Raw genomic sequence first — 14,389 nt, forward strand, 5'->3', positions numbered from 1 at the left:
AAAGATAGTGTTGTGGTTTAAATTTTAAATAGCATTTAACAAAAAGTTAGCAGTTAAAGAGCTTGAACTTTGAGTTTGATATTAGTTAGCATCCCACCAAACCCTTGATGCGTAAGTATCTCCGCCTGTTAAAGCCGAAACTGCCTTTGCAAGATTTGAAGGATTTGTAGCCGCTTCCCCTGTTGGGTATGCCTGCCTTCTTGGTATTGTACCAGTGGTAAAATTACCCGGATAAAAAACCGGTGTTAACATAGGATAACCTGATCTTCTCCAGTTAGTCCATGCTTCGTCGAAATCGAAGATAGTTCCGGTTAACACCCAATACTGCGTATTAATTTGTTGTAATGATGCGGCAGGTGTTGACACATCAAGCGGATTACTGGCAGCATACGTATTAGCAGCAGCTGCAGTAATTGCAGCAGCTGGGTTGATGGTAACATAGGTTTGTAAAGCAGCAGAAAGTCCATTGCTGTAATGTGTGGCTGAGTTTGCACCAACACTCCAGCCTCTTACTGCAGCTTCTGCAAGCAAAAATTCTGTTTGTGCATAGGTTAAAATGAAAGAAGGGTTATTACGCGATAAATAAATTGCTGCTTTTGGACGAGAATATTTACCCGTTTTGTTAGCGTCTCCACCTGTGCCGCTTGCTCCGGGAAATCCAGGGGCATGAGAAATATCACGAACATCGGCATTTTGATTGTAGCCATTGGGCATGCCCATTTGATTGGCTGGTGTGGCATCACCGGCAAGTGATTGATCGGCAGCCAATGCTAAACCAGGCTGAGGTACTTCGGCAATTAATCCAAGTCTTGGATCGCTGGTAGATTTTAAATAATCAATCAACACTTTACCCCATTTAACTTCCGAAAAATCTTCGGCTGTTTGTAGGGGTCCGGAATTATTGTTGCTGAAGCCATGCGAATTATCAAAAACGATATAAGCATTGTCATCATTACTTGCAAATACACCCCCGGTAAATGCTTTTTCAGCATATTGTCTTGCTTTGGCTGCATCAACTTTTGTTAAACGCATTGCCATGCGCAACATCAGCGAGTTGCCAAATTTTTTCCACTGGGCAACATTTCCATGATAAGAGAAAACATCGTTAGTAGGGGCTGTTTTAGAAGCGTCTAAAAGTGCAATGGCACTATCAAGTCTTTTCAACATACCGGTGTAAATATCCTGTTGCTTATCATACATTGGGTGAGTAATCCCCGTTTTGGCTCCTAAAGCCTCAGAAAAAGGACAATCGCCATAAACATCAGTAACAGCCTGCAAACTCATCACTTCGCAAATTGCTGCAACTGCACTAAGGTTACTTAATGCAGCTTTATCTTTGGTTAAGTTTTGAACTTCACGAAAGTATCCGCCTGCCTGGTAAGCGCCATCCCAGGTACGTCCCTGATAGTTGTAAAAACTACCTCCCTGTACATATTTATCGCCACCACTGTAATATCCAGGTTCAGTGGCCGAAGCAAAAGTTTGTGTCCACATACTCTGAAAAAGTATCGGTCCGTTATAGCCTGTAATAGAACCGATATATCCCAACTGACCTGATGGCAATAATAAATTCGGATCAAAATTTGCCGCCGAAGCCTGCGTTGGATCCGTATTAATGGAATCGAAGTTTTTGGTACATCCCGTTACAAACAGGGCGGTAAAAAGAACAATATTTATAATATTTTTTTTCATGATAATTATTTTTTGAATTTAAAGTTAACATTGATACCATAAGATCTTGTTGTAGGCAAACTGGTACCTTCAATACCTGCATAATTAATGTTAGTAGAGAAACCTGCTTCCGGATCGATGTTATCAGTGTGTTTTAGCAACGTTAATAAGTTACGGCCAACCAAAGAAATCTGGATTGAACTGAACAATGGCAAATTTGCCAATGATTTTTCAGAGATGGTATATCCTAGTGTAAACTGACGCAGTTTAATATAATCACCGTTCAATACATTTCCTCTTGAAATATTGGCTAACCTTTTATAGTAAGATTCAGCAGTTGCGTTAACTTTATTTGCACCACCGTCTGCAGTAACACCATCAACCAAAATACCTGATTCCCTGCCAACCAATGTAGCTTTATCAAGACCTCTTACCAACGCGTAGTTTTTTGTTGCAGATAAAACTTTATTACCATAGTTATAATCAATCAGGAAGGACAGATTAAAGTTTCTGTAATTAAATTCATTTTTTAAACCACCATATAATGTAGGCATTACAGATCCCATTGCTATGCGGCTTCCTGCTATTGGTAAACCACTTTCGTCTACTACAATCTTTCCCCCTGCACCGTATACATAATCGTTGGCCATAATTTGAGGACCGGCATAACCAACAAGATAGGCCGTATTAGCATTCAGTGGTCTGTAAGATCCCTGACCTAGTGCGTTTCCGGCTGCATCAGTCTTTAATACTTTAGTACTTATTGAAGTAATGTTGAAACTAACATTCCAGGTAAAGTCTTTTGATTTTATGGGTGTTCCGGTAATCATTGCTTCAAGTCCTTTATTTTGCATAGAACCATTTGCAATTACAGTACCTGCAAAACCGGTAGCCCAGCTAATGTTTGCATTCATGATTTCGTTGGTTGATTTGCGGTTAAAATAAGCAATATCAAATCCTAAACGATTTTTAAGGAATTTTAATTCAGTACCAATTTCAAATTCCGTGATAGTAAAAGGCTTCAAAAACAAGTTTGGTAATGAACCACTATACCCCCCGGTTGAAATACCATTGATAGCACCACCAACGCTATAATAAGTAGCCGTTTGGTAAGGGCTTGAAGGCTCACCACTTGTTTGTGCATAAGACACCCGTAGTTTTCCATAATTCAATGAAGGCGATTTCAATAATTCAGAGAATAAGAAACTCCCTGTAACCGATGGAGTAAAAATATTGCGTTTATTTACTGGAATGCTCGAATTGTACAAAGAAGAGAAAGCATCATACCTTCCGGTTGTACCAATAGTTAAGTAATTTTTATAAGTAAAGTCCAAAGTGTAAAAGCCTGCATGAGCAGCTCTTTCTGACGTACCATATCCTCTGCCATAGTTTAACACGTTACCTGGTGTGTACAGGTTAGGAATTACAAATGGTCCACCATTAATATTTAAGCCTTCGTATTTATTTGTACGTGAGTTTCCACCAATGACTGCATCTAATTGAATATCGTTTGTTAATTTATGCTTCAGACCTAATAATATATCCAGGTTAAGCTCTGAGGTATTAGAAGTAGAAATACCGATGTTACCCGACTTGTCGCCCTGGTAAGAATAATCAGTACCGGTAGGTGTAACTCCCAGGCTTCTGTCATTTTCATTATCATATCCTAATTTACCTTGTAAATAGATCCAGCTGTTGATGTCGTATTTTGCAGAAACTGCAGAGATTAGTCTTTTACGTCCAACATTATTCAACCATTTATTTACAGCGAAATAAGGATTGGTAACATAGTTATCATCACTAAATACAATTTCTCTCCCGTTAGCATCATAACCCGGAGATAAAATACTTTCGCGAATATTGGGAGCGAGGAATAAACCATTGTTTGGGTTACCCGGTCCATCACTTAAGTAAGAAGGATTATGATTCAACTGATCAAGATAATTGGCCATAAAGGATATGGTAAGTCTATCCGTAACTTTTTGATCCATACTGAAGTTTACAGTTTTTCTACCCAGATCACTATTTCTGATGATCGCTTCGCTTTTTAAATTAGAAAGCGATAAACGGTAAGTACCTTTATCGCCGCCACCATATACAGATACTGTATTAGTATAAGAGGGAGCTACCCTGTAAAAATCGGCAATATTGTTTTTATAGGGAGAATAAGCGTAGCTATTACCATCTAATTGTGTAAAGCTAGAACCATCCATTTTACCACCCCATGCAAATCTTGCCGTATTTAATGCCGCATTTTGTGTAGCAGGTTTAGCACCACCGGTGCCTTGTCCGTATATATATTGATAGTCGGTATAGTTAATTGCTTTTTCCTGAGAAATGTTGGTATTGTACTCAACGGTTGCAGTACCTTTTTTTCCCATTTTGGTAGTTATTATTATTACCCCATTGGCAGCCCTTGGACCATATAATGCAGATGCAGCAAGACCTTTTAAAACAGTCATGTTTTCAATGTCATCAGGGTTAATGTTACCAATACCATCGCCGGCATCAGCACCACCCCATTCACCTGCACTTCCACGCTGGGAATTATCTATTGGCACACCATTGATTACAAATAAGGGAGATCCACCACCTGTTAAACTTGAAATACCACGAAGTAAAATACGGGCAGAACCGCCCGGACCGCCATTAGCCCCGTGTACATTTAAACCCGCAACTTGTCCTTCCAGGGAAAGTGCGACGTTGTTTTCACGCGCTTTTGTAAATTGTTCGCTGCCTACAACGCTCACTGCATAACCCAATTTTTTAGATTCTTTGCTGATACCAAGTGCTGTCACTATAACTTCAGACATTTCAGCTGAAGCCTGATCTAATGCAACAGACACGCTGTTTTTTGTGCCCGGCAAAATAATTTTTGTAGCATAACCAACAGAAGTTACTTCAAGTGAAACATTTCCTGTGGGAATGAACAAGGAAAAAGTACCATCCGGATTGGCTACCGTTTTAATATTTTTTCCTTTTACACTAATTGTAGCAGATGCTAACCCATTGCCGGATTTGGAATCTGTAACGGTACCGGTTAGTGGCCGGGTTTGTGCCATTGCTACTGAGCTTAGCAGTAGGAAGGCAATCAAAATGCGTGATTTTTTCATTTGCAATTATTGTTTTGGTTAAAAAATTTCCCTGAAACTAATGGGATTTATACTAAAGTTTTGTGTCGGTTGTTTCTCTATTTACATTATTTATAATTGATCTTTATTTTAATTGTTACGCTGCATCGAAACATTTTTTTTTAATCATTTGCTAACTAAAATTCCATTCTACAAATGCTTCAATGGCTCCAAATTCAGCCAGGATTTGCCCTTGCCTGCCTGTGGTAATCGTCTGCTCCGGGTTTACCGCCCAGCCACCTTGTGATGAAGTATTGCAACCAACCGCTCAATCTTTAATCAATGCCCACAAAAAAATAAAATCATTTTATTACTTTTTTCCTTTTATTTTTTTCCGGGTTAAAGTATTGGTTAACGTCGCTTTGCTGTAACTGCTTTTCCACAAATCGTATCGTTTAAATTGTTGCTTTAAACGGGGCTCAAATAATATCCAGCTTCGTTGTTTTTTGGGGCTCCACAACACTTCGCTTAATGCACTCATCCGTGGAAAAATCATGTACTCGATTTTAGAGGGGTCGGATATATATTCTGTCCAGAGATTGGCTTGGCCGCCCAGCACATGTTTTGCCTGCTCTGTATTTAATTCTTTTGGAATGGGCTCATAACCATATACTTTTTCTACAGGCAGATAGCCACCAATGGTGAGCGAATCGTCTTTTTGTACCTGGGCATGATCAAAATAAACCCATCCGCCCGGGGTCATAATTACATCGTGATTTTGTTTTGCTGCATCTATGCCGCCTTGTTCGCCCCGCCAGCTCATTACCGTTGCATTGGGTGCAAGGCCACCTTCCAGTATTTCATCCCAACCAATCATTTTACGTCCTTTGCTGTTAATGTATTTTTCCATTCTCTGTATAAAATAACTCTGCAATCCATGCTCATCTTTTAACTCTTCCGCTTTTATGCGTGCCTGGCAAAGCGGGCATAGTTTCCAGTTATTTTTAGGGCATTCATCGCCACCAACATGTATATACGGCCCCGGAAACAATTGTAATACTTCATCCAGTACATTCTGTAAAAATTGAAAGGTAGAATCTTTACCGGCGCAAAAAACATTGTTAAATACTCCCCAGGTTTCTTCCACTTTATAGGGGCCGGTGCCAGGGCAACCAAGCCAGGGGTATGAGGTAAGCGCTGCTTCGGCATGACCGGGCATTTCAATTTCCGGCACTACCGTTATAAACCTGTCTGCTGCATATTTTACTACCTCTCTTATTTCTTCCTGGGTATAAAAACCGCTGTGTTTTATGTGGTCGTTTCCTGTTCCGGGAAAATGCCCGATGATGGTGCCGTTGCGGGTGCTTCCTACTTCGGTTAACAGTGGATATTTTTTTATTTTAATTCTCCAGCCCTGGTCATCTGTTAAATGCCAGTGGAAATAATTCATTTTATGCAGCGCTATATAATCAATGTATTTTTTTACAACAGACACGGGAAAAAAATGACGGCCAACATCCAGCATCATGCCCCTGTAAATAAACCTGGGCGAATCTGCAATGCTAACAGCAGGAATTTTAAGAGACACATTTTTTGTAACGGGCAATAGTTGTATCAAAGTTTGAATCCCGTAAAAGATACCTGAATAAGTATCACCTGATATGGTTACACCCATAGGTGCAACCACTAAATTATATGCATCAGATGATGGCTTTTCAATATTTTTTTTTGTGACAAGTTTTATATAATTTCCTGGTTGCGCACTGCCTTTAGCCAGCTTAAACCCGTATATATTTTCAAGATACGCATTGAAAAAATCAGCCGATTTTCCGGCTTCAGCATCATTTACTACAAAAACGGTTTTATTCGTTATAGTAAAAGTTCCGCTATTAAGTTTTACACTTACCGGCTGTGGAATAATATTTAACTGCTGACAAAAACTTTGCAAACCAGCTGCTGCCAACAGAGTAAGAAACAGGAAAGACTTCATACTAAATATTAAATAAAATTAAAAATAGAAGGTTTTATTAAATAAGAAAATATACATGTACAGCTCTTGTAAATTCTTTGCTAAATTATTTTTACTTATAATTATTGCTTAACCATTTTTTGAAACAATCTGCTACCGACTATAAAAAATAACAATTTATAAACATTGGTAAAGTTGATAAATCATATTAAAAATTCACGCTTCTATTTTAACGGTTGCTGACAGAATATTAACATGCATAGCTTTAATTACAGTCTTATTTTTTTTGTATACTCTTTTATATTTTGGCACATCTTACTTTTTTATTTTTCAAAATAAGAGTCGCATTTTTTTTGCGATGGTATTCCATCCACACCTGGGCCTGCCCAAAAAACGAAACCAGTTCTTTGTAATCGTGAGGAAAATTCGACTCTATTTATCTGCGGTATTTTTTTTTAAGATATTTTACTTTTGAGCTGTTAACTTAGAAATTATTAATTACTAATTATTAATTATTAATTTCTAAGTAGTTTCTCATCCTTCTTCTTTTCTTCCAACACAACATGCTTAATATTTTTCCGGTTATAGGTATAGGTAATGTGTACTTTTCCATCACTTGTTTCAATAACTGCAGGATAGCTAAACTCTTCGCTGGTGCCGTTTTCAAGCACTACTACGTCTTTCCATACTGTGCCATCTTTTGATACTGCCACATTCAGTTTTTGACGGCCATTTGCCCAATCTTTGCCTTTTACTGTTGGATTGTATACCAGCAGTTGCCATCCGTTTTTTAAAGTAACTGCATCAATTCCGGAGTTAGGATTTGGCAATTGCGTGGTTGAAAGTTTACTCCAGGTTTTACCCTCATCTTCTGACCAGGCCTGTACTATTTTGTCCTGATCACTTCTGCAAAGAATTTGTATCCGTTTATCTGGATACGCTAAAACAGCAGGCTGAATCACTTTAAATTTACTGCCGGTATCAACAGGAATTAATTGCCAGGTGTTACCCGTATCTGTGGATTTCTCCATGTACACTTTCCACACATTATTTTCTTCTTTACTGGAAGAAGAAAGTACAGAACCATCCCACAACTGAACCGGTTTATTTTTTATCGGACCCAAAATTCCGTCAGGAAGTTTTTGTGGCATACCCCATGTTTTTCCATTGTCCATGGATGTTTTAAACATACCCCACCATTGAGCCGGCGTTGGACCAACTTTGTAAAACAAAAAAAATTTTTCCCCGCTGGTTTTAAATAAAACCGGATTCCAGCAAGGATATCTCAGCGCATCATTTACAATTCCATCGGCAATGTTAACCGGAAAATTCCATTGATTATTTTGTTGGGTGGCTTGCCAGATAGTCACGTCTTTTTCGCCTTCCCCGGTACCTCCAAAAAAAGTTACCATCAACTTACCCGGTAAAATTTCCACGATACTGGATGCATGGCATTCTTTAAAAGGTGCGTTGGAAATCACCAACTCTTCACTTACTTTTTTCCAGGATGGCTGGGCAGCAGCAGTTAAAAAAATAGTAATAAAAAAAATGACTGTAAAAATATATCTCATCATGTAAAATTTAAAAGTTGAAAGACTGGTTAGTTTAAAATATTTTCCCGTTCATGCTTTTTTATTTTAACAGCATTACCTCCGCTTTCTGAATCATAATTTTCCATAACCAGTGCGGCAGCTCCAATCAATTCAGCATCCGCACCTAATTCACTAATTTTTATACTGGTATATTCCGACAAACTTGGGATACAATATTCATTAATGGCCTGCTGTAAAGGCGTTAACAAAATTTTACCCGCAGCAGCACCCCTGCCGGTAAGTATTACAAATTCAGGATTTAAAAGATGAATTAAAAGGGCTATGCCCATACCTATTTTAAAACCGCTGTACGATAAAATCTCAATAGCAAACTGGTCGCCTTCCTGTGCTGCCTTAATAATATCGTTGCAAGCCTGCTCAATGTCATCCACATTCAGTTCTTTCAGCTTTGTAACTTGTCCGTTCCGCACACCTTCCATTGCTTTTTCTACCACAACCAGCAGGGATGCTTCCGTTTCAAGACAACCGCTTTTGCCGCATACGCATAATTTATCGTTGGATGAAAGCGGCACATGACTAAACTCACCGGCAAAACCATTGATGCCACGGTAGAGTTCGCTGTTTAAAATAATGCCTAAACCAATACCCCATCCAACATTAACAACCATGGCACTTTTAGTATTAAAACCACTTCCAAACTTTAGTTCAGCCAAAGCCATTATGCTTGAATCATTGTCAATAAATACCGGTATTTTTAGTTTCTCTTTTATATACTCTGCAATACTCTTTCCTTCAGAAAATAAATACGAATGGTTTAGGCCTCTTTTCACATCTATAAATCCCGGCATTCCTATTCCTGCACCGGCAAATTTGCTTCTGAGAATACCCGAATTTTCTACCAGTTCTTCCACTTTTTCTACTAAAATGTTCAGTGCATTTTTATTATTTGATAACGGTAATTCCAGTTTTATCACGGTACCAACAAACTCATTCTGCATATTCATAATGGCTATCCTGGTAACAAACTGATCCATTGCTACCGCAACTACATACAGGATATCTGGCTTTAATGCAAATAAAACCGGCTTACGCCCACCGGTAGATTTTGCATATCCCGTTTCCTCAACAATGCCTTCATCTACCAGCGAAAGCAACAATTGTGTCGCAACGGGAAGACTCTTTTCAATTTGCAGACTTAACTCTGCACATGAAACTGCTTTTTTAAAATATACATTTTTTACAATTATTCTTTTATAGGCGTTTTTCTTCATTGTTTTTTTAAAATATTAGAGTGTGTTGTTTAGTAATTTTTTCTTTAAAGTATTTTGTCTTTTAAAATAAAGATAGATACTTTAATAAATATTTTAAAATGTTTTGTTACTTATTTAATAACAATCGATATATTTGGATAACCAGATAAAAAAATACCAGTTTGAATAAATAGTATTAATGGTAATTCGTCATACCAATTTTCGTTTTTGTTGCAAAAAATTAGAATAATCCATTTAGAAAAATTGATTGATCGCTGATGGTACAAGTTTTTCATCTACAAAATTTTTCACATGCGGGCGTTTAAAACAGAAATATCCAGTGCTTTGGATAGGGAGATTGCCATTATGGAAAGAAAGTTTCCTTATTTTGATTCCAGGTTTCACTACCATCCCGAACTTGAATTGATATATATAAAAAATGGTAAGGGCAAGCGGATTATTGGTGATAAACTGGATACTTTCAGCAGTGGTGATATTTTTTTTATCGGATCTGATTTACCACATGAAATAATTAACGCGGAAGAATTTACCAAAGATTGTACAAGTGGATTATCACATGCCATTGTTGCCTATTTTAATAAAGATGTTTTTTCTAAAGGCTTTTATAATTTAAGGGAAAGCAGCAAAATAAATACGCTGATAAAAAAAGCAGGCAGAGGTATTAAAGTAACCGGTAATACCAATAAGGTTATAGCAAAAAAAATGGATGAACTGGTAACGAAAAAAGATTTTGAAAGGATTATCGGCTTAATAGAAATTTTACATTTTCTTTCTATTTCAGATGAGTTTGAATATTTTGTTTGTGAAGGCTATCAAGGAAAAATGACTGACAATACCTCCGACCGTTTGAGCAAAGTTTTTAATTACGTTAGTATAAATTATAACGAAGACATCACCCTGGAAGCCATAGCAAAAGTAGCCAACCTTACCCCGCCCGCTTTTTGCAGAATGTTTAAACAAAAAACTAAACTATGCTTCTTTTCTTACCTTAATGAAATCAGGATTTCCAATGCCTGTAAAATACTTACCGAAACTGGTTACAATGTTTCCGAAGTGGCGTTTAACTGCGGTTACAGAACGTTGAGCAACTTTAATAAATTCTTTAAGAAATCTACGGGTCTGTCGCCCAAGGCTTACCGGGAGAAGGCGTTGGCCTGATCATAAAAATCAATCATTTAAAAAATAGCAAACGCACACAGAGGTTACACCTTTTACTAAAGTTCATCGCTGCAAACAGTGTCACTGCCGCCGAAGAATGTGCGGGTAAATATATTGATATTTACTTCACTGTAAAACTCTTCTTCAAAACAAAATCTCCCGAATTTTTTCCGATACAAATTGTGTAGGTTCCCTTATATAATTTCCATTTATTTTCTTCCAGACTCCATTTTTGCAATTCACTCACGGGGATATTTATTACGGTTGCTGTTGAGTTGCCTTTTGTAACAGTTACTCTTTTAAAGGCTTTCAATTCTTTTAGCGGCATTCTTTGCAGTTTGGGATATTCAATGTATGCCTGTACCACTTCATCACCATCAAAATTACCGCTATTGCCAACACCTATGGATAATCGAACTGTGTCTGTTATTTGGTAAACCAACTTTGGCTGCTGCAACCATTTATAATTAAAACTGGTATAACTTAATCCATACCCAAAAGGATATTGAACCGGGCCATTAAAGTAGCGGTAGGTTCGGCCTTTCATGTTGTAACTGGCATAGTCCGGCAAATCATTCAGCGATTGGTAAAAGGTAATGGGCAAGCGGCCTGAAGGGGACAGGTTGCCAAACAAAATATCGGCAACGGCAGTACCTCCCTGCTCCCCTGGATACCAGGCTAACAGAATCGCATCTGCATACGAGGCAATGGCGGATATATCAACCGCACTGCCGGCATTCACAATCACTACAATTGGTTTTGAAGAAGCAGCCCTTAATTTTTTTAGAAAAGCAATATGTGCCTTCGGTAAACTCATGGTTGCCCTATCGCCCCCGGAAGCAGATAAAAAAGCATCCCCTTCTTCGCCTTCCAGCAGTGGTGTTAACCCAACTACCGCAATGGTAATATCGCTGTTTTGAGAAACCCAGATACCGCCAAAATGCGTTATATCGGCATAGTCGCTACCCTGGTCGTACTGTTCCACTGTGGCTGGCCCGGCGGCTTTTGTAATGCCTTCTGCAATCGTTACGATATCACCACTCATGCCATGATAATTACCTACCATTGCCTCCAGCGACGCCGCGTTGGCACCCGTCACCAAAATCGATTCGTACTTGTCTTTTGGCAGTGGCAATACGCCATTATTTTTCAGCAATACCAGACTTTGCTGTGCTGCCTTTCTGGCCAATGCAACATGATACGCATTGTGTACACTGTCTGCCGCATACCGGCTATATGGGTTGCCCGAATCATCATTATCAAACATACCCAGTTTCATTTGCGTGCGCAAGATACCGGTTAAAGCCACATCCACATTGGCCTCAGTTAATAAGTTCTGGTGTATTGCAGCCAATACATCTTGCTGTAAAATATCGCCGCACTCCAGGTTGATGCCCGCTTTTATGGCTGCCGCCGCAACCGCTGTCTGGGTAGTAGTTACTCCGGGGATGTTGACGATATCAGACAGTGCACCGCAATCCGTTACGATATGACCTTTAAAATGCCATTCATTTTTTACAATATCCGTAATCAATGTTTTGCCGGTACAGCAAGGCTCACCATTAACCCGGTTGTAAGCACACATGATTGCTTCCACATTGGCATCCACCAGTTTTTTAAATGCGTACAAGTAGGTTTCCCGGAGATCTTTTTCATCTATCACCGCATTAAAATTATGCCGCAGGGCTTCGGGTCCGCTGTGCACTGCAAGGTGTTTTGCACAAGCTGCTACTTTTAAATAATTAGCATCGTTGCCCTGTAAACCATTTACATAAGCCGTGCCCATTTTTGAAGTCAGTAAAGGATCTTCGCCATACGTTTCCTGCCCCCTGCCCCAGCGTGGATCACGAAAGATATTGATATTTGGCGACCAGAAAGTGAGCCCCATGTACCAAAGATGGCGGTTCATTTTTGCAGCAAGATTGTATTTGGCTCTTGCCTCTGTTGAAATAGCTGCCGCTTCTTCCTGCAACAATGCATCATTAAAAGTGGCGGCCAGGCCGATGGCCTGTGGAAATACCGTAGCCTCGCCTGCTCTTGCCAATCCATGCAGGGATTCGTTCCACCAGTTATAGGCAGGTATTTTTAACCGGTTTACTGCCGGACTGCTATTGCCCAGCATTGCAATTTTTTCCGGTAACGTAAGCCTGTGCAACAGGTCCCTGATTCTTTCTTCTCCTGGCGCTTTTTCGTTTCTGAATAATGGGATGACCTGCGCATTGGCAATGGTGCAACCTGCAATTATTATTGCAATAATTATAAAAAAATTTATTTGCTTCATGAAAAGAGGTTTGTAAAACTTTTGTTACTTCTGCTTCACTTTACTTTATCATACTGCTAAAAATTATGGTTGCTTTTATTTCCTGATCTTACTGCCAATGGTTGCATAATATAAAATAAACAGGTAAATGGGTATTAAGATAAAATAAGCATGTTGTGGATTTAATACGTCTGCCAGACGGCCGTAAATCAATGGAAGTATTGCTCCGCCTGCAATTGCCATGATTAAAAATGATGACCCTATTTTTGTAAAGCGGCCAAGGTCTGCAATTGCCAGCGGCCAGATTGCCGGCCACATTAAAGAATTTGCAAGACCCAGTAAAGCGATGAATAAAACAGAAGTATATCCTGATGTAAGGATAGCAATAATGGAAAACACAACGCCAATTATTGCCGAAAACTTCAAGGCTGTACCTTGTTTAAGGTATTTTGGTATAGTAATGATCCCTACAATATATCCAGCAATCATAGCAACCAATGTACAGGTGGTAAAAAATTTAGCCGTAGACAATGGTATGCCCTGTGATGCGCCATAACTTATGATGGTGTCTCCTGCCAGTACTTCTGCACCCACATATAAAAATAAAGTGAGTACCCCCAGCATCAAATGCGGAAAATCAAATACACTTGTTTTATTGCTATTGGCCTTTGCCACTGCTTCATCTTCATGTTCTGTATCAATTTCCGGAAGATGGGAAAAATTAATGGCTATCGCAAGAATTATCAGTACAACAATAATGCAGATGTAGGGAAGAATTACTCTTGATGCCAGTTCATTTAATTGCACCGCTTTTTCGGCAGCAGGCATTGTTAGTAATTGTTGTTTTAAAACGTCTACATTTTTTAGCGTGATGGCACCTAATACAATCGGCGCAATGGCGCCAGCCACCTTGTTACAAATGCCCATGATGCTGATTCTTTTTGCAGCACTTTCTCTTGGACCAAGGATGGTAATGTATGGATTGGATGCCGTTTGCAAAATGGCCAATCCTGTACCTTGTACAAATAAACCTAGTAGAAACAAACTGTAAGTTCTGGTCATTGCTGCCGGAATAAATATCAGTGCGCCAAATGCCATAACACCTAAACCCACTGCCATACCACGTTTAAATCCAATTGCCTTTAAAACTCTGGCAGATGGAATGGCCATTACCAGGTAAGAAATATAAAATGCAAATGCTACGAGATACGATTCAAAATTATTGAGCTCGCACGCAATTCTGAGGTAAGGAATCAACACGGAATTTAGCCAGGTAATAAAACCAAAAATAAAAAACAGTGAACCAATGATAATGATCGGGCCATTACTTTTAGCCGGCGAAGTGAGGTTATTTGCAGGAACTTTCAGGATTGTTGTTGCAGCCATTTTTGGTGTTTAAGTGTTCAGTAATAAAATTAGAGTAAAAATGTTTTCAA

General features: G+C 38.9%; 8 protein-coding genes. 1 reads left to right on the top strand and 7 read right to left on the bottom strand.

The window, feature by feature from the left end; all coding sequences use genetic code 11:
• Nucleotides 1-81 precede the first annotated feature (81 nt).
• The 5 genes from H7254_RS14370 to H7254_RS14390 all read right to left on the bottom strand — a co-directional run bounded on the left by H7254_RS14370 (nucleotide 82) and on the right by H7254_RS14390 (nucleotide 9,535).
• Nucleotides 82-1,692 (bottom strand): SusD/RagB family nutrient-binding outer membrane lipoprotein, encoded by a 1,611-nt coding sequence (locus tag H7254_RS14370; RefSeq protein ID WP_301933618.1) that lies wholly within the window; start codon nucleotides 1,690-1,692, stop codon nucleotides 82-84.
• Nucleotides 1,693-1,697: 5 nt separating this feature from the next.
• Nucleotides 1,698-4,784 (bottom strand): SusC/RagA family TonB-linked outer membrane protein, encoded by a 3,087-nt coding sequence (locus H7254_RS14375; RefSeq protein WP_301921004.1) that lies wholly within the window; start codon nucleotides 4,782-4,784, stop codon nucleotides 1,698-1,700.
• A gap of 328 nt (nucleotides 4,785-5,112) precedes the next feature.
• Nucleotides 5,113-6,732 carry a beta-N-acetylhexosaminidase gene (locus H7254_RS14380; protein WP_301933619.1) on the bottom strand — a complete coding sequence of 540 codons (1,620 nt, stop codon included), beginning with the start codon at nucleotides 6,730-6,732 and terminating at the stop codon, nucleotides 5,113-5,115.
• 494 nt (nucleotides 6,733-7,226) lie between these two features.
• Nucleotides 7,227-8,285, bottom strand: coding sequence for an exo-alpha-sialidase (locus H7254_RS14385; protein ID WP_301933620.1), 1,059 nt, complete (start codon nucleotides 8,283-8,285; stop codon nucleotides 7,227-7,229).
• A 26-nt stretch (nucleotides 8,286-8,311) separates the two neighbouring features.
• The gene (locus H7254_RS14390) at nucleotides 8,312-9,535 is read right to left on the bottom strand and encodes an ROK family protein (RefSeq protein ID WP_301933621.1); all 1,224 of its coding nucleotides are present in this window, start codon (nucleotides 9,533-9,535) and stop codon (nucleotides 8,312-8,314) included.
• Between the two features lie 291 nt (nucleotides 9,536-9,826).
• On the opposite strand from H7254_RS14390, the gene H7254_RS14395 reads away from it, so the two are divergent.
• Nucleotides 9,827-10,693, top strand: a complete 867-nt coding sequence (locus tag H7254_RS14395; RefSeq protein ID WP_301933622.1) for an AraC family transcriptional regulator — start codon at nucleotides 9,827-9,829, stop codon at nucleotides 10,691-10,693.
• A gap of 121 nt (nucleotides 10,694-10,814) precedes the next feature.
• Here H7254_RS14395 and H7254_RS14400 read toward each other — a convergent pair whose 3' ends face one another.
• Together H7254_RS14400 and H7254_RS14405 are read right to left on the bottom strand one after the other, a co-directional pair.
• Nucleotides 10,815-12,974, bottom strand: a complete 2,160-nt coding sequence (locus H7254_RS14400) for a glycoside hydrolase family 3 C-terminal domain-containing protein (RefSeq protein ID WP_301933623.1) — start codon at nucleotides 12,972-12,974, stop codon at nucleotides 10,815-10,817.
• A 75-nt stretch (nucleotides 12,975-13,049) separates the two neighbouring features.
• Nucleotides 13,050-14,339, bottom strand: coding sequence for a sugar MFS transporter (locus H7254_RS14405; protein WP_301933624.1), 1,290 nt, complete (start codon nucleotides 14,337-14,339; stop codon nucleotides 13,050-13,052).
• Nucleotides 14,340-14,389 lie beyond the last annotated feature (50 nt).

It is taken from the genome of Ferruginibacter sp. (assembly GCF_014377975.1).
In the GTDB taxonomy this organism is placed as follows: domain Bacteria; phylum Bacteroidota; class Bacteroidia; order Chitinophagales; family Chitinophagaceae; genus Ferruginibacter.

What these genes read in the sequence shown, in the direction of transcription:
- H7254_RS14370 (WP_301933618.1), bottom strand. Translation starts at nt 1,692, where the DNA reads ATGAAAAAAAATATTATAAATATTGTTCTTTTTACCGCCCTGTTTGTA.
- H7254_RS14375 (WP_301921004.1), bottom strand. Translation starts at nt 4,784, where the DNA reads ATGAAAAAATCACGCATTTTGATTGCCTTCCTACTGCTAAGCTCAGTA.
- H7254_RS14380 (WP_301933619.1), bottom strand. Translation starts at nt 6,732, where the DNA reads ATGAAGTCTTTCCTGTTTCTTACTCTGTTGGCAGCAGCTGGTTTGCAA.
- H7254_RS14385 (WP_301933620.1), bottom strand. Translation starts at nt 8,285, where the DNA reads ATGATGAGATATATTTTTACAGTCATTTTTTTTATTACTATTTTTTTA.
- H7254_RS14390 (WP_301933621.1), bottom strand. Translation starts at nt 9,535, where the DNA reads ATGAAGAAAAACGCCTATAAAAGAATAATTGTAAAAAATGTATATTTT.
- H7254_RS14395 (WP_301933622.1), top strand. Translation starts at nt 9,827, where the DNA reads ATGCGGGCGTTTAAAACAGAAATATCCAGTGCTTTGGATAGGGAGATT.
- H7254_RS14400 (WP_301933623.1), bottom strand. Translation starts at nt 12,974, where the DNA reads ATGAAGCAAATAAATTTTTTTATAATTATTGCAATAATAATTGCAGGT.
- H7254_RS14405 (WP_301933624.1), bottom strand. Translation starts at nt 14,339, where the DNA reads ATGGCTGCAACAACAATCCTGAAAGTTCCTGCAAATAACCTCACTTCG.